This is a genomic window from Caulobacter sp. UNC358MFTsu5.1, assembly GCF_000712075.1.
Classification (GTDB): domain Bacteria; phylum Pseudomonadota; class Alphaproteobacteria; order Caulobacterales; family Caulobacteraceae; genus Caulobacter.
On the sequence record NZ_JONW01000012.1, the window covers coordinates 138,234 to 163,399 of the forward strand.

At 70.3% G+C, this 25,166-nt stretch carries 25 protein-coding genes; 15 read left to right on the forward strand and 10 right to left on the reverse strand.

The window, feature by feature from the left end; translation table 11 throughout:
• Positions 1-91: 91 nt before the first annotated feature.
• The 4 genes from BR39_RS0123300 to BR39_RS26855 form a co-directional block, all read right to left on the reverse strand.
• On the reverse strand, positions 92-1,021 hold the full coding sequence (locus BR39_RS0123300; protein WP_081916968.1) for an IMCp domain-containing protein: 930 nt from the start codon (positions 1,019-1,021) through the stop codon (positions 92-94).
• Between the two features lie 208 nt (positions 1,022-1,229).
• Entirely contained in the window at positions 1,230-3,113 is a 1,884-nt protein-coding gene (locus BR39_RS0123305) for a transglycosylase domain-containing protein (protein WP_029916707.1), read from the reverse strand.
• A gap of 117 nt (positions 3,114-3,230) precedes the next feature.
• Positions 3,231-4,262 carry a sensor histidine kinase gene (locus tag BR39_RS0123310; RefSeq protein WP_029916709.1) on the reverse strand — a complete coding sequence of 344 codons (1,032 nt, stop codon included), beginning with the start codon at positions 4,260-4,262 and terminating at the stop codon, positions 3,231-3,233.
• A 101-nt stretch (positions 4,263-4,363) separates the two neighbouring features.
• Positions 4,364-4,534, reverse strand: a complete 171-nt coding sequence (locus tag BR39_RS26855; RefSeq protein WP_197026752.1) for a hypothetical protein — start codon at positions 4,532-4,534, stop codon at positions 4,364-4,366.
• Between the two features lie 517 nt (positions 4,535-5,051).
• On the opposite strand from BR39_RS26855, the gene BR39_RS0123320 reads away from it, so the two are divergent.
• Positions 5,052-6,695 carry a pectate lyase gene (locus BR39_RS0123320; protein WP_029916711.1) on the forward strand — a complete coding sequence of 548 codons (1,644 nt, stop codon included), beginning with the start codon at positions 5,052-5,054 and terminating at the stop codon, positions 6,693-6,695.
• Positions 6,696-6,778: 83 nt separating this feature from the next.
• Complete coding sequence (locus tag BR39_RS0123325; protein ID WP_051696059.1) at positions 6,779-8,518, forward strand: ATP-binding protein; 1,740 nt, start codon at positions 6,779-6,781, stop codon at positions 8,516-8,518.
• On the opposite strand, the gene BR39_RS0123330 is transcribed toward BR39_RS0123325, so the two are convergent.
• Positions 8,515-8,940: a GNAT family N-acetyltransferase gene (locus BR39_RS0123330; protein ID WP_029916715.1), complete on the reverse strand. Its 426-nt coding sequence runs from the start codon at positions 8,938-8,940 to the stop codon at positions 8,515-8,517. The genes BR39_RS0123325 and BR39_RS0123330 overlap by 4 nt on opposite strands.
• Positions 8,941-9,171: 231 nt before the next feature.
• On the opposite strand from BR39_RS0123330, the gene BR39_RS27320 reads away from it, so the two are divergent.
• The 3 genes from BR39_RS27320 to BR39_RS0123345 all read left to right on the forward strand — a co-directional run bounded on the left by BR39_RS27320 (position 9,172) and on the right by BR39_RS0123345 (position 12,219).
• Complete coding sequence (locus BR39_RS27320) at positions 9,172-9,303, forward strand: hypothetical protein (protein ID WP_255347308.1); 132 nt, start codon at positions 9,172-9,174, stop codon at positions 9,301-9,303.
• A 67-nt stretch (positions 9,304-9,370) separates the two neighbouring features.
• A complete protein-coding gene (gene pcaF, locus BR39_RS0123340) occupies positions 9,371-10,585 on the forward strand; it encodes a 3-oxoadipyl-CoA thiolase (protein WP_029916718.1) in 1,215 nt (404 codons plus the stop codon).
• Between the two features lie 77 nt (positions 10,586-10,662).
• Positions 10,663-12,219 (forward strand): carboxylesterase/lipase family protein, encoded by a 1,557-nt coding sequence (locus BR39_RS0123345; RefSeq protein WP_035018962.1) that lies wholly within the window; start codon positions 10,663-10,665, stop codon positions 12,217-12,219.
• A 3-nt stretch (positions 12,220-12,222) separates the two neighbouring features.
• On the opposite strand, the gene BR39_RS0123350 is transcribed toward BR39_RS0123345, so the two are convergent.
• On the reverse strand, positions 12,223-12,678 hold the full coding sequence (locus tag BR39_RS0123350) for a hypothetical protein (protein ID WP_029916722.1): 456 nt from the start codon (positions 12,676-12,678) through the stop codon (positions 12,223-12,225).
• Positions 12,679-12,780: 102 nt separating this feature from the next.
• Here BR39_RS0123350 and BR39_RS0123355 point away from each other — a divergent pair, with 102 nt between their 5' ends.
• Both BR39_RS0123355 and BR39_RS0123360 read left to right on the forward strand, forming a co-directional pair.
• Positions 12,781-13,101 (forward strand): hypothetical protein, encoded by a 321-nt coding sequence (locus BR39_RS0123355; RefSeq protein ID WP_029916724.1) that lies wholly within the window; start codon positions 12,781-12,783, stop codon positions 13,099-13,101.
• A gap of 8 nt (positions 13,102-13,109) precedes the next feature.
• Entirely contained in the window at positions 13,110-13,301 is a 192-nt protein-coding gene (locus tag BR39_RS0123360; RefSeq protein ID WP_029916726.1) for a hypothetical protein, read from the forward strand.
• A 16-nt stretch (positions 13,302-13,317) separates the two neighbouring features.
• Here the strand turns inward: BR39_RS0123360 and BR39_RS26645 are convergent, their stop codons facing one another.
• A complete protein-coding gene (locus BR39_RS26645) occupies positions 13,318-13,620 on the reverse strand; it encodes a hypothetical protein (protein WP_029916728.1) in 303 nt (100 codons plus the stop codon).
• Positions 13,621-13,734: 114 nt separating this feature from the next.
• Here BR39_RS26645 and BR39_RS0123370 point away from each other — a divergent pair, with 114 nt between their 5' ends.
• The 8 genes from BR39_RS0123370 to spt all read left to right on the forward strand — a co-directional run bounded on the left by BR39_RS0123370 (position 13,735) and on the right by spt (position 21,986).
• Entirely contained in the window at positions 13,735-14,505 is a 771-nt protein-coding gene (locus BR39_RS0123370; protein ID WP_029916730.1) for a pseudouridine synthase, read from the forward strand.
• Between the two features lie 120 nt (positions 14,506-14,625).
• Positions 14,626-15,243, forward strand: a complete 618-nt coding sequence (gene lptC / locus BR39_RS0123375; RefSeq protein ID WP_029916731.1) for an LPS export ABC transporter periplasmic protein LptC — start codon at positions 14,626-14,628, stop codon at positions 15,241-15,243.
• Complete coding sequence (locus BR39_RS0123380; RefSeq protein ID WP_029916733.1) at positions 15,240-16,409, forward strand: glycerophosphotransferase; 1,170 nt, start codon at positions 15,240-15,242, stop codon at positions 16,407-16,409. Before lptC ends, BR39_RS0123380 begins: the two co-directional genes overlap by 4 nt.
• Positions 16,406-17,767 carry a lipopolysaccharide biosynthesis protein gene (locus BR39_RS0123385; RefSeq protein WP_029916735.1) on the forward strand — a complete coding sequence of 454 codons (1,362 nt, stop codon included), beginning with the start codon at positions 16,406-16,408 and terminating at the stop codon, positions 17,765-17,767. The genes BR39_RS0123380 and BR39_RS0123385 overlap by 4 nt, the downstream gene beginning before the upstream one ends.
• A complete protein-coding gene (locus BR39_RS0123390) occupies positions 17,764-19,467 on the forward strand; it encodes a fatty acyl-AMP ligase (protein ID WP_029916736.1) in 1,704 nt (567 codons plus the stop codon). The genes BR39_RS0123385 and BR39_RS0123390 overlap by 4 nt, the downstream gene beginning before the upstream one ends.
• Positions 19,451-20,434, forward strand: coding sequence for an NAD(P)-dependent oxidoreductase (locus BR39_RS0123395; RefSeq protein ID WP_081916964.1), 984 nt, complete (start codon positions 19,451-19,453; stop codon positions 20,432-20,434). Before BR39_RS0123390 ends, BR39_RS0123395 begins: the two co-directional genes overlap by 17 nt.
• Positions 20,435-20,513: 79 nt before the next feature.
• The gene (locus BR39_RS0123400) at positions 20,514-20,765 is read left to right on the forward strand and encodes an acyl carrier protein (RefSeq protein WP_026176593.1); all 252 of its coding nucleotides are present in this window, start codon (positions 20,514-20,516) and stop codon (positions 20,763-20,765) included.
• A 3-nt stretch (positions 20,766-20,768) separates the two neighbouring features.
• Positions 20,769-21,986 carry a serine palmitoyltransferase gene (spt, locus tag BR39_RS0123405; RefSeq protein WP_029916741.1) on the forward strand — a complete coding sequence of 406 codons (1,218 nt, stop codon included), beginning with the start codon at positions 20,769-20,771 and terminating at the stop codon, positions 21,984-21,986.
• Positions 21,987-22,129: 143 nt separating this feature from the next.
• Here spt and BR39_RS0123410 read toward each other — a convergent pair whose 3' ends face one another.
• The 3 genes from BR39_RS0123410 to BR39_RS0123420 are packed head-to-tail and all read right to left on the reverse strand — an operon-like array spanning position 22,130 to position 25,058.
• On the reverse strand, positions 22,130-23,074 hold the full coding sequence (locus tag BR39_RS0123410; protein WP_029916744.1) for a hypothetical protein: 945 nt from the start codon (positions 23,072-23,074) through the stop codon (positions 22,130-22,132).
• On the reverse strand, positions 23,071-24,000 hold the full coding sequence (locus tag BR39_RS0123415) for a diacylglycerol kinase family protein (RefSeq protein WP_029916747.1): 930 nt from the start codon (positions 23,998-24,000) through the stop codon (positions 23,071-23,073). Before BR39_RS0123415 ends, BR39_RS0123410 begins: the two co-directional genes overlap by 4 nt.
• Positions 24,000-25,058 carry a CDP-alcohol phosphatidyltransferase family protein gene (locus BR39_RS0123420; protein ID WP_231499543.1) on the reverse strand — a complete coding sequence of 353 codons (1,059 nt, stop codon included), beginning with the start codon at positions 25,056-25,058 and terminating at the stop codon, positions 24,000-24,002. Before BR39_RS0123420 ends, BR39_RS0123415 begins: the two co-directional genes overlap by 1 nt.
• Between the last annotated feature and the right edge of the window lie 108 nt (positions 25,059-25,166).

The window sequence follows — 25,166 nt, forward strand, 5'->3', positions numbered from 1 at the left end:
CCAGTGAGCGAATGATGACCGATTCCAAGGGCCAGACTATGCAGAACGGCGCGTTTTCGCTCCGTGAACCCGTGTTTCTGCGCGAACGCGGTTAACGGCCGCAGCAGCCGCCGTGACCGCCCGTGGAGCCGCCGCCATGGCCGCCTCCGCCGCCCCGCCCGCCGCGCGACACCGTCACGCTGACCGACGAACTGGCGCTGGAGCTGGCCTGGGCGCTGGACGACGCCGACGCGCCCGACCAGCCGCGGGCGTAGCCCGACCGTCCATAGGCCTGGCCGCCGATCCAGCCGCCGCCGACGCCGTAGCGGGCCGTGGACGAGCCGTAGTAGCCGCCGCCGGCCGTCCCCTCCAGCGACTGGGCGTAGCCGTCGCCGGCCATGTAGCTGCCCTGGTAGCTCCAGCCCTGGCCTTCCTCGCTGTAGCGCGAGCTTTCGGACTCGTAGGTCTCTTCCGATCGCTCGACCTGACTCTCGACCCGGCCCTGCTGGCGATAGCCGCGATCCTGGTAGGCGCGTTCCTGATAGCCGCGACGGTCGTCGTCGCAGTCGCAGCCGCGACGTTCCTCGCGCTCGACATAGACCGGCACGCGAACGATCTTCTCGACCGGGACCTCGACCCGCTTCTCGACGATGCGGTCGACCGGCTTTTCCACGATCTTGACCACCGGCACCTCGACGCGCTTCTCCACGATGCGCTCGACGGGCACTTCCACGCGCTTCTCGACGATCCGGTCCACCGGACGATCGACATAGACCGGGCGGTCGACGGTCTTCTCGACGATCACCGGCACCTCGACCCGCTTCTCGACGACGCGGTCGACGGGGTGATCGACATAGACGAGCTGCTTGACGACCTTCTCGACATAGACCGGGCGCTCGACGACCTTGACCCGGGTCCTGACGACGGGCTTGGGGGCGGGCTTGGCCGCCGGCTTCGGCGCGGCCTGGGTGATGGGCGTGGCGCGGGACGGATAGCCGTCCGCCAGGGCGGCGGTCGCCGGTTCCAACGCGGCGAGCGTCATCGTCGCGGCTCCGATCAGGAGCGCTGCCTTCGGGTTCATCGTCAAAGCCTTTCCGACTACGCCGCCCAGCCGCCCAGCGACCGCTCCCCCGAACGGCGGTCGAAAGGCGTCCCATTCTGGGTCGCGGCCTCAGTCCGGCAGCAAGGCCCGGACCACTCTTGCTTCCGCTCATCCCGGCATTCGCCGATGAGCGGATTATCTTGAAGGGTCAGAGCCCGAAGATCCGCCGCAGCCATTTCGGCACATGCTTCGGACGCGGCGCCTCTTCGACCTCGTCGGGCTCGACCTGGCGGTAGCGCGGCTCGGGCGGGGCGTCGCGCGCCACCAGGCCCGCCTTGAGGCCGGCGGTCATCACGTCGCGCCAGATGCGGGCCGGCAGGTCGCCGCCGACCATGCGGGTCATCGGCGAATGGTCGTCGTTGCCGACCCAGACCCCGACCACCAGGTCGCCGGTGAAGCCCACAAACACCGCGTCGCGATAGTCCTGGGTGGTGCCGGTCTTGCCGTAGGCCTTCTGGCCCAGGCGCGCCGCGCGGCCGGTGCCCTCCTCGACCACCGCCCCCAGCAGGTCCAGCAGGGCGGCGCGCTGATCGGGATCGAGATCCTGGACCGAGGCGCCCACCGTGTCCGGACGCCCATAGGGCCGCACGGGCGTCTTGCCCGAGGCGACGGCGGCGTAGGCGCTGGTCAGCTCCAGCAGGCTGGTCTCGGCCGTGCCCAGGGCCAGGGTGGCGTCGTCCTGGCGCAGGGGCGAGACGATGCCCAGGTCCCGCGCCGCCTGGACCACCGCCGGTCCGCCGGCCTGCTGGTAGACGCGCGCGGCGATGACGTTGTTGGACTGGGCGAAGGCGTCGCGGATCGTCAGGTCGCGCCCGCCCCCGCCTTCGTAGTTGGCCGGGGTCCAGCCGCCGATGGTGACGGGATCGCCGATCACCAGGTTGTCCGGCGTGGCCCCGTCGCGCAGGGCGGCCAGGTAGACGAACAGCTTGAAGGCGCTGCCCGGCTGGCGCTTGGCCTGGACGGCGCGGTTGAACGGGGTCTGGCGATAGTTGGTCCCGCCCAGCATGGCCACGACCCGGCCGTCCGGACGCATGGCGACCACGGCCACCTGGCCGACCTTGCGCTTGGCAGCGCCCTTCATGTCGGCGGCCACGGCGCGCTCGACGATCCGCTGCAGGCGGCCGTCCAGGGTGGTGGGCACGCGCACTTCGCCGTAGCCCGGACCGTCGAAGGCCGACTTCACCTGCGGCGAGATCCAGTCGGCGAAATAGCCGCCCACCGGCAGGTCGGCCCGGGTGGTCGTGACGACGACGTGGCCGGCCGCGTCGGCCTGCTCGCGGGTGACCGCCTTGGTGTCGACCATGGCGTCCAGCACCAGCCGGGCCCGCGCGCCGGCCGCCTGGGGATGGTCGACCGGGTCCAGGTCGACCGGCGCCTTGACCATGCCCGCCAGCATCGCCGCCTCGCCGATCGACAGCTGCTCGGGCGGCTTGCCGAAATAGTGCCGCGCCGCCGCGCCCAGGCCGTAGACCCCGTCGCCGAAATAGATGCTGGAGAGATAGCGCGACAGGATCTCGTCCTTGGACAGCCGCAGCTCCAGCCACACGGCGATCAGCGCCTCCTGGCCCTTGCGGCGCAGGCTGCGCTCGGGTTTCAGGAACGCGTTCTTGGCCAGCTGCTGGGTGATGGTGCTGCCGCCCTGCACGGTGCGGCCGGCCTTGGCGTTGACCACCAGGGCCCGCGCCATGCCCCCGAGGTCGACGCCCAGATGGTGGTAGAACCGCCGGTCCTCGATGGCGATGAAGGCGGCCGGGACGTGCTTGGGCAGCGCCTTGATGACCACCGGCGCCTCCTTGTAGGCCCCGCGGCGGGCGAACGGCCGGCCCTGGTCGTCCAGCAGGATCAGCGCCCGGTTGGGCAAGGGCTCCAGGGCGCGCGAGATCGGCAGGCTGGCGCCCAGCCAGACCAGCAGGACCGCCAGCGGCAGCAGCGCCCCGATCCCCGCCCCGAACCACAGCCGATGGCGGACGACGAAGGCGCGCGAGACCGTCCAGGCGGACGCCAGCCTTGCCTTCATGCTCCCAGGGATCATCAGCGACGCGCCTCCGCGACCTCAACGCCGCTCAAGCTTGCACAACGGCCCAGGAGGATCGGGGTTCACCGTGTCAGGACATTGGCGGCGCTCGCCTGCACTCGGCCTCAGCCGTCCTCAGGCCAGCGGCATGAAGGCGTCGACCTTGTCCAGGGCGGCCAGCGGCGCGTGGATGCGGCAGCGCAGCCCCTCGGGACGGTAGTCGATGTCGACCTCGCCGCCCAGTTCATTGGGCAGGGCCAGCTCGACGATGCGCGAGCCGAACCCGCGCCGCTCGGGCGGGCGCACCGTGGGGCCGCCCTGCTCGGTCCAGGTGATGTCCAGCCGGTCGCCGCCCGCCACCGACCAGCCGATGTCGACATGGCCGCCGGCCGACGACAGGGCGCCGTACTTCAGGGCGTTGATCGCCAGCTCGTGGAAGGCCAGGGCCAGCACCACGGCGGGCTTGGGCGAGACCATCAGGTCCTGGCCGCTGATCGTCAGCTGTCCCGGATTGGCGCGATAGGGCGTGACCGAGCCGTCGATGATCTGGCGCAGGCTGGCGGCCGACCAGTTCTCGTCGGTCAGCACGTTGTGGGTGGCGGCGATGGCCATCAGCCGTCCCTCGAACGCCCCGCGCACGGCCAGGTCGACGCCGGCGTTGCGCAGCGACTGGCTGGCGATCGACTGGATGGTGGCCAGGGTGTTCTTCACCCGGTGGTTCAGCTCGTTGACCAGCAGCTGGCGGTGGGCCTCGGCGCGCACCTCGCCGGTCACGTCGCGCGAGGTGGCCAGGACCCGGATCACCCGGCCCTCGTCCCCCCGCTCTTCCGACAGGATGGGCGACACCGTGGTGTCCCACCAGCGCGGCTCGCCCCTGGCCGTCGGGCACTGGGCGCGGAAGGCCGAGGCCTCGCCGGCCAGGGCGGTCCGCAGGGCCTGCTCGACGGCCGTGCGGCTCTCGGCGGGCCACATCTCGGGCCAGTAGCGGTTGCGGTTGCGGCCCGCGAAGTCCTCGATCTCGAACAGCGCCTGGCCGCGGGCGTTCATGTATTCGACGAAGCCTTCGGGGCTGATCACCCGGATGCAGTCGCGGCTGGCTTCCACGATGCTGAGGAAGTACGCCCCCGCGCCTTCCAGAACGGTCTTGTCCGATCCCTCGCCCGACACCAGGGTCTCCTTGCTGGAACCCATGTTCACCGAGCCGCGCAGCAATTCAAGCGATGCGTGTATTTTGGGGACGGACTTCTTGGGAAACGACCGATCCAACCTCAGCCCGGCAGTTCTTCGCGGCTGGCTTCCAGCATGCCGACCAGGGCCGCCGACAGACGCGACGTCTGGGCCATGCGGCGCAGCGCCTCGCGGGCGTGATCGCTGTCGGCGAGCTCGGCTTGCCGCTCGAGACGCTCGGCTTCGTTCAAATGGTCGAGTTGGCTGGGCATGCTGAACATTTACGGGAGATGAACGACGCCATCCATGTGACCGCTGGTCGCAGAACGGTGTAACATCACGTAAAATCAAGCGCTTAGGCCGGACACCGGTGTCAGAACTGAAAACGGCCCCGAGTCATTCCTGACCCGGGGCCGTCGTCCTGTTCCCCAACAGGACGGCGTCGCGCGCTACCAGAACCGGCGCGGCGGCGTCGCCTCAAAAACCGATGCCCCGTTCTCGCTCGACGGCCGTCCCGGTACAACGTGACGGCCTGTCGCAGGAGAATGACGCCGGCGTCACATAACAAAGCTTTACCAAAAGGCGCTGGTCAAGTCATGACACCGGTATCATACCTATGCCCAACACACGCCGCCCCAACGGCGACAAGGGTTTCGGCAAGGACCGACCGGGAGGACGACCAGGAACGCGAGGGTTTGGTAAGGCCCTCCCGCTTCCTCTCCCGGCCGCCACGCCGCGTCCTTGCGTCGCGGGGTTCGGACGTGAAGTCCCAGGGAGAGTCTCGTCGTCATGCCGCTTAGCCCCCTCACCCGCCGCCGCCTGCTGGCGACGACCACCGCCACCTTCGCCGCCGCCGCGGCCATGGCCCCGCTGAAGGCCTTGGCCCAAGGCGCCGCCCCGTCCAAGGACCAGGTCCTGGCGACGATGAAGAAGGCCACGACCTTCATGGCCGAGAAGGCCGCCTACGAGGGCGGCTATGTCTGGAGCTACCTGCCCGACTTCTCGCGCCGCTTCGGCGAGATGGAGGCCTTCCCGACCATGATCTGGGTCCAGCCGCCCGGCACGGCGACCATGGGCCACCTGTTCCTCGACGCCTATCACGCCACGGGCGACGAATATTACTACGAGGCGGCCAAGAAAGCGGCCCTGGCCCTGATCAAGATCCAGCACCCGGCGGGCGGCTGGAACTACATGGGCGACCTGGCCGGGCCGGAGTCGCTGAAGAAGTGGTACGACACCATCGGCAAGAACGGCTGGCGGCTCGAGGAATTCCAACACTACTACGGCAACGCCACGTTCGACGACGAAGGCACCGCCGAGAGCTGCCAGCTGATGCTGCGCATCTATCTGGAAAAGAAGGACAAGGCCTTCAAGCCGGCGCTGGACAAGGCCATCCAGTTCGTCCTCGACAGCCAGTATCCGGTCGGCGGCTGGCCCCAGCGCTTCCCGCTGATGAGCGGCTTCGAGAACAAGGGCCACCCCGACTACACCGGCTACATCACCTTCAACGACGGCGTGGTCGACGAGAACGTCAAGTTCCTGATCATGGTCTGGCAGACCCTGGGCGACAAACGCGTGCTGGACCCGATCAAGCGGGCCATGGACGTCTACATCGCCGCCCACCAGCCGATGCCGCAGCCCGGCTGGGGCCTGCAGCACACCGTCGCCGACCTCAAGCCGGCCGGCGCGCGCACCTACGAGCCCAAGGCCTTCGCCAGCCACACCACGGCCGGCAACCTCGAAAACCTGATGGACTACTACGAGCTGACGGGCGACCCGAAGTATCTGGACCGCATCCCCGAGACCATCGACTGGCTGGCCTCGCTGAAGCTGCCCGACAACGTCGCGCCCGGCCGCCCGCGTTATCCCACCTTCATCGAGATCGGCACGAACGAGCCGCTCTACGTGCACCGTCGCGGCTCGAACGTCTTCAACGGCGAGTACTTCATCGACAAGCACTGGGAGAACACCATCGTCCACTACTCGTCGTTCCGGGCAGTCAACATCGACAAGCTGCGCAAGCGCTACGCCGCCCTGAAGGCGACCCCGGCCGAAGTGGTCAGCAAGGACTCGCCGCTGAAGGTGAAGGGCGGCAGCCGCCCCCTGCCCCGCTACTTCACCACCAAGACCATCTCGGTCTCCGACCTCAATGTCGGCGCCCTGAAGACCAGCGAGAAGACCACCGACGCCGAGGTCGCGGGCCTGATGGCGGGCTTGAACGCCGAGGGCTGGTGGCCCACCCCGATGAAGGCGGTCAGCAACCCCTATATCGGCGACGGCTCCACCACCGTGACCCCGGGCGAGTTCTCGATGACCCGCGTGGGCGACCCGACCGACACCTCGCCCTACATCGCCGACGTGCCCAAGCCGGGCATCTCGACCGGCGCCTACATCGAGAACATGGCGGCCCTGATCCGCTACATCACGGCCTAGGCCGGCCCAAGGCCAAATGTCGCACCCCGCGAAACGGGGCCTTGGGGAGCATATTCCTAACGGTTTTCCGCTAGACCGGCGGTATGACGGGGCAGACGCCTTCGCCCGGGCCGGCCAGGCTCGGCATTCTGGACGAGCGGGTCGACGAGGTCGCCGCGGCCAGCCGGCGCGCGCGTCCTCAACGGCTGATCATGGCGGTGTTCATCACCGGCTTCCTGCTGTTCAACCTGGGTTTCCGCACCGCCTTCGTCTGGCTGGCCGCGGTGCTGTTCGCCGACCTGTACGGACTGGCCGTCACCCGCCTGGCCGCCAAACGGGGCGCCGGGCCCAAGGTCCGCCGCGCCGGCTATGTATCGGCCGTGGTGGTGATGGTCAGCGTCTGGACCTCCCTGGCCGTGGTGCTGTGGCTGTCCGAACACCCGGCCCTGCGCTTCGCCGCCGTCTGCCTGACCGCCGGACAGCTGATCCACGCGCAGGCGGTCACCTTCCGCTCGCCGACGGTGTTCGCCTTCGACGCCGGGCTTCCGGCCCTGGCCCTGGCCGGCATGCCGCTGCTGCTGGGCGGCTACGGCGGCTGGTCCAGCCTGACGGTGCTGATCGCCGTCGCCCTGGTCCTGCTCTACACGGTCTCCAGCGCCACCCTGAACGCCCGCCGCGTCTCCGCCCTGGAGGCCGCCGAGCGCGCGGCCATGTCGGCCAGCGCGGCCAAGTCGGTGTTCCTGGCCACCATGAGCCACGAGCTGCGCACGCCGATGAACGGCGTCCTGGGCATGGCGCGCGCCCTGACCGCCGGCCCGCTGGACCGCCAGCAGGCCCGCCAGGTCGACATGCTGATCCGCTCGGGCGAAGGCCTGATGACCATCCTCAACGACGTGCTGGACGTCTCCAAGATCGAGGCGGGCAAGCTGGAGCTCGAGGTCCTGGCCTTCGACCTGCGCGACCTGGTCGACGAGGTCGCGGGCCTGTGGGCCGAGGCGGCGACCGCCAAGGACGTGCGCCTGACCAGCGTGGTGGATCCCCTGGCCCCGACCTGGGTCAGCGGCGATCCGACCCGGCTTCGCCAGGTCCTGACCAACCTGATCTCCAACGCCCTGAAGTTCACGGCCAGCGGCGCGGTGACCCTGCGCGTCGGCCCGGCCGGCGCGGCGTTCCAGGAGATCCAGGTCGTCGACACCGGCATCGGCATGTCGGCCGAGCAGCAGGCGCGGCTGTTCCAGGCCTTCTCCCAGGCCGACGCCTCGATCACCCGCCGGTTCGGCGGCACGGGCCTGGGTCTGGCCATCTGCAAGCAGCTGACCGAGCTGATGGGCGGGGCCATCACGGTGCGCAGCGCGCCGGACCAGGGCTCGGCCTTCACCCTGGCCCTCCCCCTGCCGGCCGTCGCCGCGCCCGAGGTCGCGCCCAGCGCGCCGTGCGAGGGCATCGCCGGGCTGCGGCTGCTGGTCGCCGACGACAACCACATCAACCAGCTGGTGGCGCGCACCATCCTGGAAGCCGCCGGCGCCCGGGTCGAAGTCGCCGACAACGGCCGCCAGGCCCTGCAGCGCCTGGGCGAGCACGCCTATGACGCGGTGCTGATGGACGTGCACATGCCCGACATGGACGGGCTGGAGGCGCTGCGGCGGGTCCGCGCCGGGGCGGCCGGGGCCGGCGACATCCCCGTCATCGCCCTGACCGCCGACGTCATGCACGGCGACGAGGGCGACCTGCTGGCCTGCGGCTTCGACGCGGTGCAGGCCAAGCCGATCCAGCCGGCCGCGCTGATCTCGGCGATCGCCCGGGCCTGCCCCGGCGCCCGGCCGACGACCCTGGCCGCGTCCTAGGCCAGCAGCTTGCGCATGAACCAGCGCGGATAGAACGGCTCCGGGCCGTCCATCCGCGCGAAGACCTCGAAGCCCAGCCGCTCGTAGAACGGCCGGGCCTGGAAGGCGTAGGTGTCCAGCCACATCAGGTGGCAGCCGCGCGCCCGCGCCTCGGCCTCGGCCCGGGTCATCAGGTCAGTCCCCACGCCCGTCCCGCGCAGCGCCTCGGGCACCACGACCATGTCGACATAGAAGGCGCCCCAGCGCGACTGCGCCCACAGGCCGCCCCGCACGGCCGGCTCGCCCGGCGTCCGGATCAGCAGGGCGAAGTCGCGGTTGTCGGGCGGGCCGACCGCCTCGCCAGTGAAGGCGCGCAGCACCGCCAGGCCCTGCTGGTAGGACTCCAGCGACGGCGTCTCGGTCTGGTGGATTTCGAAACTCATCCGACCAGCCTAACGCCCTTTCTCCTCCCTCGCGAAGCGGGGAGGTGGCGCGATGCGGATACGCATCGTGACGGAGCGGGCGTCCGCCGCACGACCCCCTCCGTCTCGTCGCTGCGCGCCGATCCACCTCCCCCGTTTCACGGGTGAGGACGTCGAGGTTCCGACTCTGGAACCCGTCCCCCGCCCAGGACGCTGTTCCTGTGTCGGATCAACAGCAAGTTCGTGTGCGTCATGGCCCTCAAGGCCTTCATTTCCCTCGCCGTCCTGGCCGCCGTCCTGGTCGGCCTGCTGATGCCCGTGCCCGGCCACCGCAAGGCCGAGGCCACCCAGTCGCGGATCGAGACGATCGACATCAAGAACTAGCGGCCCTTGATCGCAGGGCCGGGCCCGCTAGTTTGCGCTCAAACAAACGTTTGGGAGCACCCGCGCCATGACCTCCTCTGTTTTCGGCGCCTTCATCTGCGACGCGATCCGCACGCCGATCGGCCGCTATGGCGGGGCGCTGTCGGGCGTGCGGGCCGACGACCTGGCGGCGATCCCGATCAAGGCCCTGGCCGAGCGCAACCCGGGCATCGACTGGGGCGCGCTGGACGACGTGGTGCTGGGCTGCGCCAACCAGGCCGGCGAGGACAACCGCAACGTCGCGCGCATGGCCGCCCTGCTGGCGGGCCTGCCGACCACCGCCTCGGGCTCGACCGTCAACCGGCTGTGCGGCTCTGGCCTGGACGCCCTGGGCGTGGCCGCCCGCGCCATCAAGGCCGGCGAGGCCGGGCTGATGATCGCCGGCGGCGTCGAGAGCATGAGCCGCGCGCCCTTCGTGATGGGCAAGGCCGACAGCGCCTTCTCGCGCAACGCCGAGATCTTCGACACCACCATCGGCTGGCGCTTCGTCAATCCGGCCATGCGCAAGGCCTACGGCGTCGATTCCATGCCCGAGACCGCCGAGAACGTCGCCGACGACTGGAAGGTCAGCCGCGCCGACCAGGACGCCTTCGCCCTGCGCAGCCAGGCCCGCGCGGCGGCCGCCCAAGCCTCGGGCCGGTTCGACGCCGAGATCGTCCCGGTCGTCCTGCCCCAGCGCAAGGGCGATCCCGTGGTGGTCTCCAAGGACGAGCACCCGCGCGCCACCACGATCGAGGCCCTGTCGGCCCTGAAGCCGATCGTCCGCCCGGACGGCACGATTACCGCCGGCAACGCCTCGGGCGTCAACGACGGGGCCGCCGCCCTGATCGTCGCCTCCGAGGCGGCGACCAAGGCCCACGGCCTTACGCCCCGCGCCCGCATCCTGGGCGTAGCCGCCGCCGGGGTCGAACCGCGCGTGATGGGCATCGGCCCGGTCCCCGCCACGAAGAAGCTGCTGGCGCGCCTGGGCCTGTCGATCGGCGACATCGACGTGGTCGAGCTGAACGAGGCCTTCGCCGCCCAGGGCCTGGCGGTGCTGCGCGACCTCGGCCTGCCCGACGACGGCGACCACGTGAACCCCAACGGCGGGGCCATCGCCCTGGGCCACCCCCTGGGCATGAGCGGCGCCCGGCTGGGCCTGACCCTGGTCGAGGAGCTGCACCGGCGCGGCGCCCGCTACGGCCTGGCCACCATGTGCATCGGCGTGGGTCAGGGCATCGCCATGGTGGTGGAGCGGGTCTAGGGCCGCCCCTACCGCGCCGCAGCGTGACCTCTACGCTGAATCATCCATGATCGGCCCCGCATCGTCGGAGCCCGCCCATGACCCTTCGCGCCCTCGCCCTGTCGCTCGTCGCGGCGGCCCTGCTGGCCACGCCCGCCGCCGCCCAGACGCTGAGGATCACCGGCGGCGAGATCGCCGCCGCCCCGGCCGCGGCCGACGGCGTGCGGGTCTACAAGGGCCTGCCCTACGCCGCCCCGCCCGTGGGCGAGCGCCGCTGGAAGCCGCCCGAGCCCGTCCAGCCCTGGACCGGCGTGCGCCCGGTCGACGCCTACGCGCCCAACTGCCTGCAGCCCAAGCGCTACGACGACATCGACCCGTTCACCCCGTCCATGAGCGAGGACTGCCTCTATCTGAACATCACCACGGCCGCGAAGCCGACCGAGAAGCTGCCGGTGTTCTTCTGGATCCACGGCGGCGGCTACGGGGCGGGTTCGGGATCGGAGCCGCGCCATGACGGCCAGGCCCTGGCCCGCAAGGGCATGGTCGTGGTGACGATCAACTACCGCCTCGGCGTCTTCGGTTTCCTGGCCCATCCGGAGCTGACCGCCGAGAGCCCCCGCCACGCCAGCGGCGACCAGGCCCTGGCCGACATGGTCGCCGCCCTGCGCTGGGTGAAGGCCAATGTCGCGGCGTTCGGCGGCGACCCGGACAACGTCACCATCGCCGGCGAGTCGGCCGGTTCGGACGCCGTCAGCCGGATGATGATCTCGCCGGAAGCCAAGGGCCTGTTCCACCGCGCCATCGGCGAAAGCGGCTCGGCCTTCTCGATGATGGGCGACGACCAGACCCTGGCCCAGGCCGAGGCCGTCGGCCAGGCCTTCGCCCGGTCGCTGGGCGGCGACGACCTCAAGCGCCTGCGTGAACGCTCCTCGGCCGAGATCCTGGCGGCGAGCATGGCCCCGAACGCCGCCTTCGCCTTCCGGCCGAACCTGGACGGCTGGATCCTGCCCGCCACCGCCGCCCAGACCTTCGCCGCCCGCCAGCAGTCGGACGTGCCGCTGCTGGTCGGCTGGAACCGCGACGAGGGCAGCCTGTTCCAGGGCGCGATCTTCGGCGAACGCGCGCTGCAGCCGGTGCTGGCCGAGCGCTTCGGCCCCCGGGTCGGCGACGCCCTGGCCCTCTATCCCGCCGATCCGCCCGCCGTGGCCCGCGCCTCGCAGCAGACCTATGCCGGCGACCTGTGGATGGGCCTGCCGACCTGGCGCTGGGCCGTGGCCCAGACCCAAACCGGCAAGTCGCCCGTCTATGTCTACCGCTTCGACCACGCGCCGAGGATTCCCGACGGCTGGTTCGGCGCGGCCAACCGCGGCAAGGACTTCGGGGCCTTCCACTCGGCCGACATCGTCTATGTGTTCGACCATCCGGAGATCCTGAAGGCCTGGACCACCGACGCGGTCGACCGCCGGGTGGCCGACCAGACGTCGTCCTACTGGGTCAATTTCGCGCGCGCCGGCGATCCGAACGGCCCCGGCCTGCCGGCCTGGACGCCCTACGACCCCGCCACGCCGAAGAAGATGCTGATCGGGCCCGAGACCCGGCTGGTCGACGATCCGGACATCGCGCGGCTGCGGTTCCAGGAGAGCGCGGGGAAGTAGCGGCTATTTCCGCGCCGCCTTGATCGCCGTCTCCAGGTCCGCCCGCCGCGCCTGGAGGTCCTCCGCCGCCGCCGCCTCCTCGGCGTCCAGCGCCGCGCGGCGTTCGGCGAAGGCCAGTTCCGAGGCTTCGGCCTCGTCCTCGAGGGCGTCCAGCCGCGCCTTCAGGGCGGCCAGCTTCTCGGCCCGCGCCGTCTCGGCCTTGGACGGCTTGCGCCGCGCCTTGGCGGGCAGTCCCTTCAACGCCGCGCCCAGGCCGCCGGCCGGGGTGGTGACCACGGTTTCCGGCCCCTTCAGGGCGGCGTCGTGGGCCGGCCCCTCGGCGATCTCCCGGGCCGTGCCGTCCTTGAACAGGTCGCGGCCGACGTCCCACGCCTCCAGGGCCTTGGCGCGCGAGGTCGCGGCCACGGTGTAGTCGTGGAGGCCGTCCGACCAGGAGAACACCTTGAGCTTGCGCGCCATGCCTCACGAACGGCCGGATTGTTCAGCTTGTTCCGAAGGTTGGCCTTAGGAACCTCACCCTGCGGCGAAGGATTTTCCCTCCACGAGAGATGGAGGACGACGATGCCCCAGGGCGACAAGTCGAAATACACCGACAAGCAGGAACGCAAGGCCGACCACATCGCCGAAGGCTACGAGGCGCGGGGCGTCTCCGAGAAGGAGGCCGAGCGGCGGGCCTGGGCCACGGTCAACAAGGACGACGGCGGCGGCAAGAAGCCCGGCGGCTCCGGCCGCGGCAAGTCCACCGGCCATCCGGCGGCCCACAAGGGCGGCGAAAAGGGCGGCAAGGCGGCGGCTTCGCGCACCGCGGCGGAACGCTCGGCCTCGGCCAAGAAGGCGGCCGCGACCCGCAAGCGCAACGCCGAACACCACGCTCATCATTAGGAACGTCCATGACCGACAAGATCAACAGCCCCGGCCGCGAGGCCAACGAGGCCCTGCCCGCCGGCGAACGTCCGGGACTGGTTTCGGACGCCGACACCAGGAAGACCGGCCAGAAGGAACGCCGCACGGCCGGACCCGACGGCGGCGACTCCCGCGAGATCGGCGACACCTTCAAGAACAGCCCCGGCGGGCGGGCCTAGGCCTCGGCGGCAAGCCTCAGGACTTGCTCAGATCCATCCCCAGGGTCGGACCGATCCCCTCGGGGTGCTCGCCGAACGGGTTGGACGAGCGCCGCTTGGCCGCCGCTTCCAGCTTGCGGCGCAGGTCGTCGTCCAGGGCCAGTTCCGCCTTGGGCACGGGGTCGTCCTCATCCACCGCATCGTCGACCAGCGAGGCCGACAGCACCTGGCGCAGGCGGGCGCCGAAACGGGCGTCTTCGGGGGTGCCCGGCGCGGGCGGCGCGGCCAGGAATTCCAGGACCTCCTCGAGCGCGGTATCGTTGTCGACGTGATCGGTCATGGGAGGTCTCCAAAGCGGTTCGCACTGCCGATCCAACGGCTTGGCCGCCACGACGGTTGCCGAGCGCCCCCGGCTAGTCCTAGACAAGCCCCTCACCTCTTCGGACCCGATCCCATGGCCTGGACCCGCCTCTACGACGAAGCCGAGCCGCAGCGCGTCAACCGCTGGCTGGCCCAGAACGGCGTCTGCTCGCGCCGCGAGGCCGAGGCCCTGATCAGCCAGGGCCTGGTGTCGATCGACGGCCAGCGGGTGGACGACGTCGGCCGCAAGATCGAGCCCGGCCAGACCCTGGTGCTGTCCGACCGCGCCCAGGCCAAGCTGGAAGGCGCCCTGACGGTGATGATCCACAAACCCGTCGGGATCGTCTCGTCGCAGCCCGATCCGGGCCAGGTCCCGGCCGTGCGCCTGCTGACCCGCGAGGCCCTAGTCGGCCAGAGCCCGGTCATCCCCGGCTTCGACAACAAGCTGGCCCCGGTCGGACGCCTCGACATGGATTCGCGCGGCCTGCTCATCCTGTCGGAGGACGGGGTGGTGGCTAAGGCGGTGATCGGCCCGGCCTCGGAGCTGGAGAAGGAATACCTCGTCTGGGTCGACGGCTGGATCACCGACGAGAAGCTGGCCCTGCTGCGCCACGGCCTGGAGCTGGACGAGCGCCAGCTGCGCCCCGCCGAGGTCGAGGTCGTGGGCCGCCAGCAGCTGCGCTTCGTGCTCAAGGAAGGCCGCAACCGCCAGATCCGCCGGATGTGCGAGCTGGTCGAGCTGACGGTCACCGACCTTCTGCGCATCCGCATCGGCGACCTGGTGCTGGGCGACCTGCCCGAGGGACGCTGGCGGCCCCTGACCCCCGCCGAACGGGCTGGCCTGATCCATCCCGCCGCCGGATAAACCCGACGTTGACCGCCACCCCGGGCGGGGGCAGGTTCGCAATACCGCTTGGGGGATCGGGCCGGTGGGCTTAAGCCGGTCGCCTGTCCCCTTCGGCAGCCGCATCCAGTTCGTACAGCCATGATCGCCATCACGCCCGCAGCCGCCGCGCCGGTCCGCAAGAAGAACCGCAATCGCCACCGCAAGCCGGTGCGCACCCTGCGGACCGTCCTGCCGGCGATCGCCGTCGGCATGGCCGTGGCGATCGTCGGCCAGGGCGTGATCCGCGCCATGGCCGTCAAGCCCGCCGCTCCCGCCTCCGCCGCGCCGCTGCGCATGGAGAACCCGCGCTTCACCGGCACGCTGAAGGACGGCCGCGCCTTCCTGATCACCGCCTCCTCGGCCACCCGCGACCTCAGCAACGCCGACCAGGTGTTCCTGAAGAACCCGCAGCTGACCCGCGGCTACGGCTCGGACAACCCCACCCACGTGGTCTCCAAGGACGGGGCCTACCAGGAGGAGAAGGGCTCGCTGCTGCTGACCGGCGACGTCAAGATCGACAACGGCCAGGGCTACCAGTTCGCCTCGCAGAAGGCGCTGATCGACACCCACACCGGCGACCTGGTCGGCGGCGCCGCGGTCGAGGGCGCCGGCCCGAACAACGGCTCGGTCCGGGCCGACAACTACTCGGTCAGCGACAAGGGCGACCGGGTGGTGTTCAAGGGCCGGGTGCGCACGCGCCTCACGCCGCAACAGTGACCGCGACCGACCCGAAGGGCGGCGGATCCAGGCCCAGCGTCTGTTTCCTCTACATCGCCCAGACCCACCAGATCCTGCACAGCCTGCCGATCGCCATCGCCCTGGCCCGGGGCTGGCCCGACGTCGACGTGCATATTGCCGCCACCGCCCAGGAGCACCTGGACTATGTGCGCGACCTGCTGGAGACGCTGAAGGCCCCGCCCATCCCCATGCGGCTGCTGCCGCCGACCTGGCTGCGCGAGCTGCGGCTGAAGGGCTCCTCGACCCCGCCCAAGGCCCTGATGCTGGCGGCCAACGTCCACCGCCTGGGCCGCTACGACGCCGTGGTCACGCCCGAGCGCACCACGGCCCTGCTGCGCAAGCTGGGGGTCAAGGACACCAAGCTGGTCTACACCCAGCACGGCGCCGGCGACCGGGGCGGTCCGTTCGAGCCGCGCCTCAAGCAGTTCGACCTGGTCATGGCCGCCGGCCCCAAGCAGCGCGACCGCATGCTGGACGAAGGCTGGGTCACGCAGAAGACCTGCGCCATGGTCGGCTATCCCAAGTTCGATATCATCGACGCCCTGCCGCCCTCGCCGCTGCCGGTCTTCCCGCAGGCCAAGCCGCTGGTGCTGTACAACCCGCACTTCCACCCGACCCTGGGCTCCTGGCCCAAGTGGGGCCGGCGGATTCTCGAGCGGTTCGCGGCGGACGAGCGTTACAATCTGATCTTCGCGCCCCATATCCGCCTCTTCGAAGGCGCGGATCCCCGTTCGATCGAGGCCCTGGCCCCGTTCGTCGATCATCCGCGCATCCATCTCGACCTGGGGGGGCCCGCGGCGATCGACATGACCTACACCCGCGCGGCGGACATCTATCTGGGCGACGTCTCCAGCCAGGTCTACGAATTCCTGCGCACGCCCAAGCCGTGCCTGTTCCTCAACCCCACCCACGCCGACTGGCGCGGCGACGAGAGCTTCCATCACTGGCTGTACGGGCCGGTGCTGGACGACATCGAGGGCGTGGTCGACGCCGTCGCCTCGGCCCAGCGCGGGCACGGCGACTATGTCGAGGCCCAGAAGAAGGGCTTCGCCGAGAGCTTCGACCTGCGCGAGACGCCCTCGTCGGTCCGCGCCGCCCAGGCGATCGTCGACCGCCTGCCATCGGGACGCCGACGTCCACGATGAGCAAGGAAACCAAGGTCTTGCACCGGGTTCTGGCCAATGCCGGGACCCTGCTCGGAGGGCGTACGGTCAACGCCGTGGTCGGCCTGGCCTATATCGCCTTGACCGCACGTGGCCTCGGCAAGGAGCTGATGGGCGTGATCGTGCTGATCAACGCCTTCTCGCAGTTCCTGGGCGAGGTCGCCAAGTTTCAGTCGTGGCAGACTTTGCTGCAGTACGGCGCCTCGGCCCTGCTGCAGAACGACCGGCCGCGCTTCCAGCAGGTGCTGCGCTTCACCATCCTGCTCGACTCGCTGGGCGCCGCCGTGGGCGTGACCCTGGGCGTGGTCGGCGCCCTGCTGTTCGGACATTTCCTGGGCTGGCCGGCCGAGCTGTCGCCCGCCGCCGCCTGCTACGCCCTGTCGATCGCGGTCATGGACTCGGCCACCTCGGTCGGCCTGCTGCGGCTGTTCGACCGCTTCCGCTTCCTGGCCGCCGAACAGGCCGTCAGCTCGGCGGTGCGGCTGGTCGGCTGCGCCCTGTGCTTCACCCTGCACGCCCCGATCGAGGCCTATCTGGCCTCCTGGGCGGCGGGGACGGTCGCGGCCTTCCTCTACGTCAACGGCGTGGCCCTGTGGGACCTCAATCGCCGCCAGTTGCTCAAGGGCTTCACCTTCCGCGGCCCGCTGTCCGAGGGCCTGCCGGGCATCTGGCGCTTCGCCTGGGCCACCAATTTCAGCGGCACCATCGACACCGCCTTCAGCCAGGTGATCACCCTGGTGGTCGGCTCGGTGCTGGGCCCGGGCCAGGCCGCCATGTGGCGCGTGGGCCGCCAGGTGGCCGACGGCATGGCCAAGCCGGCCAAGCTGCTGGTCCCGGCCCTCTATCCCGAACTGGCCAAGATGCGGGCCACGGGCGGCGAGGACGCCATGCGCAAGCTGTCGCGCCAGATCGGCCTGATCGGCGGCGGCGTGGCGGGCCTGCTGCTGCTGGTCTCGATCCTGTTCGGCGCCCACATCCTGGCCATCGTGATGGGCCCCGCCTTCGCGGCCGGCGCCAGCATCATGAACTGGCAGGTGGCCGCCGCCGCCATCGGCGTCCTGGCCATGCCGCTGGAGCCGATGCTGGTCTCGCTGGGCAAGGCGGGCCTGGCCCTGCGCGTGCGGGCCGTGGTCTGCGCGATCTACCTGGCCTGCCTGGTGCCGCTGATCCGCGCCGCGGGCCTGGACGGCGCCGGGGCGGCCCTGGTCGGCGTCGCCGCCGCCCTGGCGATCGGCATGTACATCGCCCTCAAGCGAAGCCTGGCCCAGGAAACGGCCCACGCCAAAGACGAACAAACTTGCGCCGAGGATCAAAACGGCGCCAAAGGCCTTCCGCAATGATTACTCCGACGTCCTCTTCGCGAACCGTGAGATTCGCCGATTTCCCCACCCTGACGGCCGCGCTCGACTTCGCCGCGACCGGTGAAACGGGGATCAACCTCTATTCGCTGCGCGGCGAACTGGTCGAGGCCCTGCCCTACGCCAAGCTGCGCGAGCAGGCCCTGGAGCTGGCGCCGCGCCTGCTGGCCACCGGCGCCAAGCCGGGCGACAGCGTCGGCCTGATCGCCGAGACCGAGGGCGACTTCGTGCGCGCCTTCTTCGCCTGCCAGTACGCCGGCCTGGTCCCCGCGCCCCTGCCGCTGCCCGCGCCGCTGGGCGGCCGCGAGGCCTATGTCGAGCAGATCGCGCGGATGCTCGACTCGGCCCACGCCAAGCTGCTGATCGGCCCGGCCGGCATGAAGGACTGGGTGGCCGAGATCGCCGCCAAGACCGCGCTGAACTTCGCCGGCGTCCTGGCTGATCTGCCGGCCTCGAAGGGCGACGCCCTGCCCGAGGTGAAGCCGGACAACACCTGCTACCTGCAGTTCTCGTCGGGCAGCACGCGCTTCCCGACCGGGGTGCTGGTCACCCACCGCGCCCTGATGGCCAACGCCGTGGCCATCACCCGCGACGGCCTGCAGGTGCTGCCGTCCGACCGCGCCGTCTCGTGGCTGCCGCTCTATCACGACATGGGCCTGATCGGCTTCCTGCTGTCGCCGATGACCAGCCAGATGACGGTCGACCTGCTGCCGACCGGCGCCTTCGTGCGCCGGCCGCTGCTGTGGCTGGACCTGATCACCAAGAACGGCGGCACGATCAGCTACAGCCCGACCTTCGGTTACGAGCTGTGCGCCCGTCGCGCCGAGGTGGCCTCGATCGAGCACCTGGACCTGTCCAAGTGGCGCAGCGCCGGCCTGGGCGGCGACATGATCCGCACCGGCCCGCTGCGCGCCTTCGCCGAGCGGTTCGCCAGCGTCGGCTTCTCGGAAAAAGCCTTCGTCGCCAGCTACGGCATGGCCGAGGCGACCCTGGCCCTGTCGATGGCCCCGCTGGGCGGCGGCCTGAAGACCGAGCGCCTGGACGTCGAGCGCCTGGAGCAGCACGAGGCCGTGCTCACCGACGACCTGGACCGCTCGCGCGAGTTCGCCCGCAACGGCCCCGCCCTGCCCCACCACGAGCTGGAAGTGCGCGACGAGAACGGCGCGGTGCTGCCCGAGCGCGGCGTCGGCCGCATCTACGCCCGCGGCCCCAGCCTGATGCGCGAATACTTCGAGCAGCCCCAGGAGACCGCTCGCGTGCTGTCGGCCGACGGCTGGCTGGACACCGGCGACCTCGGATACCTGATCGAGGGCGAGATCGTCATCACCGGCCGCGGCAAGGACCTGATCATCCTCAACGGCCGCAACATCTGGCCGCAGGACCTGGAATGGACCGCCGAGGCCGAGGTCGACGGCCTGCGCAGCGGCGACGTGGCGGCCTTCTCGGTGCCCGGCGACGAGGAAGAGGTCGTGGTGATCCTGGTCCAGGCGCGCGGCGGCGACGCCGACACCCGCGCGGCCCTGGTCGAGAAGATCCAGGGCGTCCTGCGCCTGCGCCACCAGGTCGAGACCCAGGTCCAGCTGGTGGGCGCCCACGCCTTGCCCCAGACCTCGTCCGGCAAGCTGAGCCGCTCCAAGGCCAAGGCCGCCTATCTGGCCGGCGCCTATGGCGAGCGCGCCTGACATGACGGGGGCCCACAAGGGCCCCGTGGTCGCCGTCACGGGGGCCACAGGTTTCCTGGGCCGCCGGCTGGTCAAGATCCTGGCCGAGCAAGGCTGGACCGTCCGCATCCTGGCCCGACGGGACATCACCGACCCGATGTGGCGGGGCCTTGAGCCCCAGTTGGTGATCGGCGACCTGGCCAGCGCTCCCGCCCTGGCCGCGCTCTGCGACGGCGCCGAGGCGGTCGTCCACGTGGCCGGCCTGATCAAGGCGCGGGACCGGGCGACCTTCGATCGCGGCAATGTCGAGGGCTCGCGGCGGGTGGCCCAGGCGGCCAAGACGGCCGGCGCGCGACTCATCCTGGTCTCCAGCCTGGCCGCCCGCGAGCCCCATTTGTCCGATTACGCGGGCAGCAAACGTGGCGGAGAAGACGCAGCCCGCGAGATTTTCGGCGGTGATCTGACCATCGTCCGCCCGCCGGCGATCTACGGACCGGGCGACGTCGAGACGCTCAGACTGTTCAAAATGGCCTCGAAAGCGGCCTTTTTACCCGTTTTGAGCCCCAAAACGCGCATGGCGTGGATCCACGTCGACGACGCCGCGGCCCGAATCGCCGACTTGGTCAAAACGCCGCGCCTCGGGCTGCTCAGCTTGTCCGACAACCGTCCGGAGGGGTATGGCTGGATCGAACTCATGCGGACCGCGTCCAAAGCGGTCGGCGCGTCGCCAAGGCTGGTGCGCATCCCCTCGGGGGCGATCAAGGCTTTGGCGGTGTTGTCAAAATGGGCGTCCGCCGCAACTGGGAAGGATACAATTCTCACGCCGGGCAAGGCTCGGGAGTTGCTTCACGACGATTGGGCCCTATCTAGCAACGATCCGATTCCGGACTTTCCCCCAGTGAGATACCCTCTCGAAGCGGGATTCGCGCAAAGCGTGCGCTGGTATCGCTCGGAAGGTTGGTTGAAGGAAGAAAAGTCTCGAAAATAGCCGAATACGGCGATTTTCTGGCGGGACTGCTGTTACAATTCGGTTATGTAAGACTGTGGTCGGGGATACTGTCGGGTCGATGGAAGCTGTTACGGATCTCACTCTACGTGAAATCGGACTAGCGACGAGCAAGGTGCTCGGGCGCTCGGTCGATGTGGCGAACGATACTCATATCGGCCGCGATCTGGCGGTCGACTCCCTGGCCCTCATGAACATCATCATGGAGCTCGAAGACACCTTCGACATCTCCATTCCTCTGGATCGCCTGGCTTCGGTGGAAACCGCCGGAGACCTCGCCTCCCTGATTAAAGATCTTCGGAATAGGGCCTAAGCCATGGGGCTGTTCGACAAGCACCTCGCATATCGCGACGCCTACAATGCCATCCGGCAAGCCGGCGCCGATCCCTTCAGCGTGCGCTTCGACGCCGTCGTCTCGCCGACTGAAGGCGTGATCAACGGCAAACGCACGATCCTGCTGGGCACCAACAACTATCTGGGCCTGACCTTCGACGAGCAGGCGATCGCCTCCTCGGTCAAGGCTGTGCAGGAACGCGGCACCGGCACCACCGGTTCCCGCATCGCCAACGGCAGCTTCGAGGCGCACGTCGAGCTCGAAGAAGCCCTGGCCAAGTTCTACAAGCGCAAGCACGCCATGGTGTTCACCACCGGCTACCAGGCCAATCTGGGCGTGCTGTCGACCCTGGTCGGCCGCGGCGACCACCTGATCCTGGACGCCGACAGCCACGCCTCGATCTACGACGGCGCGCGCCTGGGCCACGCCGAGGTCATCCGCTTCCGCCACAACGACCCGGAAGACCTGTACAAGCGCCTGCGCCGCATGAAGGACGTGCCCGGCGAGCGCCTGATCGTGGTCGAGGGCATCTATTCGATGATCGGCGACACCGCGCCGCTCAAGGAAATCGCCGCCGTGAAGCGCGAGCTGGGCGGCTACCTGCTGGTCGACGAGGCCCACTCGATGGGCGTCCTGGGCGAGCACGGCCGCGGGCTGGCTGAACTAGCCGGCGTCGAGGCCGACGTCGACTTCGTGGTCGGCACCTTCTCCAAGAGCCTGGGCGCCATCGGCGGCTTCTGCGTCTCGGACATGGACGACTTCGACGTCATGCGCGTCACCTGCCGTCCGTACATGTTTACCGCCTCGCTGCCGCCGGCCGTGGTCTCCTCGACCGTGACCGCCCTGCGCCGCCTGGAAGAGCAGCCCGAGCTGCGCCACAAGCTGATGGACAACGCCCGCCGCCTGTACGACGGCCTGTCGGGCATGGGCTACGTCACCGGCCCGACCTCCAGCCCGATCGTGGCCATCACCATGCCCGACACCGAGCGCGCGATCGGCATGTGGAACGCGCTGCTGCAGAACGGCGTCTATCTGAACCTGGCCCTGCCGCCCGCCACGCCGGACAGCCGTCCGCTGCTGCGCACCAGCGTCAGCGCCGCCCACACCTTCGAGCAGATCGACCAGGTCCTGGCCGTGTTCGCCGAGCTGGGCGCGGCCATGGGCCTGATCGAAGCCCCGCTGAAGCGCGTCTCGGCCTAAGGCCGGACAGCTCTGGAAAACGAAAGGCCCGAGGGAAACCTCGGGCCTTTTCTTTTTGCGGTCGGGGACATGCCCTTGGGCGTGTCCCCATCGGCATCTACAGAGCCAAGTCTTGGGGACACGCCGCAAGGGCATGTCCCCGTCTACGTCCCATTCCCCGCCTTCGCCCGGTCCTGGGCCTGCCGTCGGCGCCACAGGCCCCACAGCACGCCCGGCGCGGCCAGCACCGGATGGCGCTCGCGCCAGGGCGTCACCTCGACCGGCATGCCGGTGTGGCGCTCGATCTTCCAGGCGGCGTAGCGCGCCGCCCCGTCGAAGGTGAAGGCCGCCTTGATCAGCCGGGCGTAGTTCAGCGGCCGCCCCATCCGCCGGCGCAACCGCCAGGCGGCCAGCAGGCGTTTCCGGCCCGCTTCGTCCAGCTTGGGCCGCACGACGCCGTCGGCCTCGATGCCCAGCAGCCCTTCCTCGCGCCAGCAGGCGATCAGCAGGCGATGGTACCGCGCCGCGTCGAAGCCCAGGATCGAGCGCTCGCGCCCGCCCTTCTCGACCCGGAACTCGGCCGCGTAGGTCTCCTTGAACAGCGCCGTCCAATAGGCCTCGGACGGCCCCTCGGCGGGGCCCAGGGCGGCGCCGAAGCGGGCGGCGGTGCGGGCGGCGTCGGCCACGGCCTCGACGACCTGGCCGGCCATCGCCGGATCGGCGCTCCACACCAGCCCCGCCGGCTGGACGAAGCGGGCCCAGATCGTGGTGTCGATCCCCTGCCCGCGCGTCGCCGCCTGGAACTGGGCCAGGGTCATGGTCGCCACCTTGGCCCGCAGCACCTGACCGTCCACCTCCAGCTCGTGATAGCTGACGTCCGGCCACAGCAGGCGCGTGACCAGGCCGCGCGGGCCCGGCCGGACGCGCTCGGTCAGCACGTAGAAGTCCAGCACCCCGTCCAGGTCGCCCGTGCGCAGGATCGAGCCGTAGAACAGCACCGCCAGCGGCGTCTCGAAGCGGTCCAGGAGCTTGGCCGCGAAGGCCACGGCCTGCGGCGGGGCGGGAGCCAGCAGCTCCTCGCCCACCAGGCTTGCGACGGACCCGGTCATGCCGCCAGGAACCTCAGGGTCGGGGCCAGCACCACGGTCAGGCCGCCGGAGCCGTCATAGACGTCGCCGTCCACCACCAGCGGCTGGTTGGTGGTGATCCGCAGCCTCGAAGCGTCGCCGCGCCGGTAGCCGTAGCGGCCCGACCAGGCCGACTCCTTGCCGGCCACCAGGGCCGGGAAGGCGCCCGGCAGGCCGCGGGGCGGAGCGTCGACGTCCAGGAACTTCAGGCCCTCGCGCGGCGGGCCGAACGGCTTGACCCCGAACGGCAGGCGCTTGAGCGTGGTGGCCAGCACCAGGAAGCGGTCGGCCGTGCGGGTCTCCTCGCCGTCGATGGCCAGGCACAGGGGCACGCCGGCCCGCCACTGGTCGCGCTTGCCGCCCATGACGGTGCCGACCAGGGCGCCCAGCACGCTCATCGCCACGGCGATGCTGTGGAAGGCGCCGGTCTTGTGGACGGTCTGGGCCAGGCTGGTGGCGCGCACGAAGGCGCCCAGGCCGAAGACGAAACCGCGCAGGCTGGGCCGTCCGTCGTCCCAGCGGACCTCCAGCGGCGCGCGGTGCTTGATCACGGCGTCGGGCGACTTGGCGGCCGCCAGGGCCTTGGCCAGGGTGAAGTCGCGCGGCACGCCCAGGTCGATGGCCAGCACGTTGGTCTTGCCGGACGGGATCAGGGCGATCAGCGGCATGGCGTCGCCGAAGATGGTCGCCGCGCGGCTGAGGACGTCGCGGATCGTGCCGTCGCCGCCGTCGATCACCAGCATCTTCACGCCGCACTGGGCGAAGGCCTGCAGGTCCTGCTCCAGCGCCTCGGGCGTGGCCGGCTCGACGAGCAGCACCGCGTCGGTCGTCGACGCGTCGCCCGTATCGGACTCCGAGCGCCCGATATTGGCGTGGCTCATCGGATTGCGGACGACGCCTACTCGCATCAGCGCGACAACCAGGAAACGACGGCCCCCTTCGGGGCGGCCAGGGCTTGCAGGATTTGCGCGGCGTGCACGACCAGGCAGATGCCCGTCCAGACCGCCACCGCCAGGAACCCGATGTCGGGACGACCGGCCACAACCGCAAGGGTCAGCAGGATCAGGTTCGGGTTCCGACGGGCGGTGATCTGCCGGAAGAAGCTGTCGAACGGCCGCCAGGCGTGCATCTCGACCTTGAACAGGGCCAGGAAGATCCCCTCCTCAACCCGCTGCAGGACGTAGCCGGCCAGGATCACCGCCAGGGCCAGCTGGCCGTGCGGCATGGTCAGGCCCAGCGCGCCGACGCCGACATACCAGGCCCACCACCAGAAGGGCGGATGCACCAGGTCGATGCCGTGGTCGAAGACGTTGCCCCACTTGGACGAGGTCAGGGTCACGCGGGCCAGCTTGCCGTCGACGGTGTCGAGGAAGGTCATGATCCAGGCGCAGACCAGGCCCCAGCCGAATTCGCCCTTCCAGAACAGCCAGAAGGCCGCCAGCACCAGCAGGAAGCCGATCAGGGTCACCTGGTTGGGCGTCATCCTGGCCAGGGCGCACCAGCGGGTGACGATCCGGGCGGGCACGGGCCACACGTGCTTGGTCACCAGGTCGGTGACGCCCTTGTACGAGCCCTGGAACAGGCGCTTCTCGACGGCCACGCGGGTCTCGGGCGTCAGGCGCTCCAGCACCGGCGGCTCGCGCTTGCGCAGGGCGTGGTTGTAGGCCGAGCCCAGCTCCACGGCGGTCAGGCGGGTGTCGACCAGGGCGGTGACGTCCTCGCCGGTGTCCAGCCGCACGATCGCCTCGCGGGCGCGGGCGGCGGGGACGTTGACGGCGACGATGCGGCCGGCCTCGTCGACCAGGGCCACGCCGGGACGGCCGGCCAGGGCCTTGATCAGCGACTCGTCGAACACCCAGCCGGCGTCGACCACCACCACGTCGCCGCTGACGAAGACCGTCTCGTGTCCGGCCTCGACCAGGCCCAGGCGGCGATAGATGCGCGACAGCCGCTCGGCCGAGGTCATCCCCCAGAGGCGCGTTTTCGCCTGACCGACCGTGACGGCGGACGGGCCGGCGGCGTCATTTGGACGATTTTCCACGCTCACGATAGACAACCCCTTGAAACCTGGGGC

Coding starts and splice junctions, on each gene's coding strand:
- BR39_RS0123300 (WP_081916968.1), bottom strand. CDS start 1,021: ATGACGCTCGCCGCGTTGGAACCGGCGACCGCCGCCCTGGCGGACGGC.
- BR39_RS0123305 (WP_029916707.1), bottom strand. CDS start 3,113: ATGATCCCTGGGAGCATGAAGGCAAGGCTGGCGTCCGCCTGGACGGTC.
- BR39_RS26855 (WP_197026752.1), bottom strand. CDS start 4,534: ATGCCCAGCCAACTCGACCATTTGAACGAAGCCGAGCGTCTCGAGCGG.
- BR39_RS0123320 (WP_029916711.1), top strand. CDS start 5,052: ATGCCGCTTAGCCCCCTCACCCGCCGCCGCCTGCTGGCGACGACCACC.
- BR39_RS0123325 (WP_051696059.1), top strand. CDS start 6,779: ATGACGGGGCAGACGCCTTCGCCCGGGCCGGCCAGGCTCGGCATTCTG.
- BR39_RS0123330 (WP_029916715.1), bottom strand. CDS start 8,940: ATGAGTTTCGAAATCCACCAGACCGAGACGCCGTCGCTGGAGTCCTAC.
- BR39_RS27320 (WP_255347308.1), top strand. CDS start 9,172: ATGGCCCTCAAGGCCTTCATTTCCCTCGCCGTCCTGGCCGCCGTCCTG.
- pcaF (WP_029916718.1), top strand. CDS start 9,371: ATGACCTCCTCTGTTTTCGGCGCCTTCATCTGCGACGCGATCCGCACG.
- BR39_RS0123345 (WP_035018962.1), top strand. CDS start 10,663: ATGACCCTTCGCGCCCTCGCCCTGTCGCTCGTCGCGGCGGCCCTGCTG.
- BR39_RS0123350 (WP_029916722.1), bottom strand. CDS start 12,678: ATGGCGCGCAAGCTCAAGGTGTTCTCCTGGTCGGACGGCCTCCACGAC.
- BR39_RS0123355 (WP_029916724.1), top strand. CDS start 12,781: ATGCCCCAGGGCGACAAGTCGAAATACACCGACAAGCAGGAACGCAAG.
- BR39_RS0123360 (WP_029916726.1), top strand. CDS start 13,110: ATGACCGACAAGATCAACAGCCCCGGCCGCGAGGCCAACGAGGCCCTG.
- BR39_RS26645 (WP_029916728.1), bottom strand. CDS start 13,620: ATGACCGATCACGTCGACAACGATACCGCGCTCGAGGAGGTCCTGGAA.
- BR39_RS0123370 (WP_029916730.1), top strand. CDS start 13,735: ATGGCCTGGACCCGCCTCTACGACGAAGCCGAGCCGCAGCGCGTCAAC.
- lptC (WP_029916731.1), top strand. CDS start 14,626: ATGATCGCCATCACGCCCGCAGCCGCCGCGCCGGTCCGCAAGAAGAAC.
- BR39_RS0123385 (WP_029916735.1), top strand. CDS start 16,406: ATGAGCAAGGAAACCAAGGTCTTGCACCGGGTTCTGGCCAATGCCGGG.
- BR39_RS0123390 (WP_029916736.1), top strand. CDS start 17,764: ATGATTACTCCGACGTCCTCTTCGCGAACCGTGAGATTCGCCGATTTC.
- BR39_RS0123395 (WP_081916964.1), top strand. CDS start 19,451: ATGGCGAGCGCGCCTGACATGACGGGGGCCCACAAGGGCCCCGTGGTC.
- BR39_RS0123400 (WP_026176593.1), top strand. CDS start 20,514: ATGGAAGCTGTTACGGATCTCACTCTACGTGAAATCGGACTAGCGACG.
- spt (WP_029916741.1), top strand. CDS start 20,769: ATGGGGCTGTTCGACAAGCACCTCGCATATCGCGACGCCTACAATGCC.
- BR39_RS0123410 (WP_029916744.1), bottom strand. CDS start 23,074: ATGACCGGGTCCGTCGCAAGCCTGGTGGGCGAGGAGCTGCTGGCTCCC.
- BR39_RS0123415 (WP_029916747.1), bottom strand. CDS start 24,000: ATGCGAGTAGGCGTCGTCCGCAATCCGATGAGCCACGCCAATATCGGG.
- BR39_RS0123420 (WP_231499543.1), bottom strand. CDS start 25,058: ATGACCTCGGCCGAGCGGCTGTCGCGCATCTATCGCCGCCTGGGCCTG.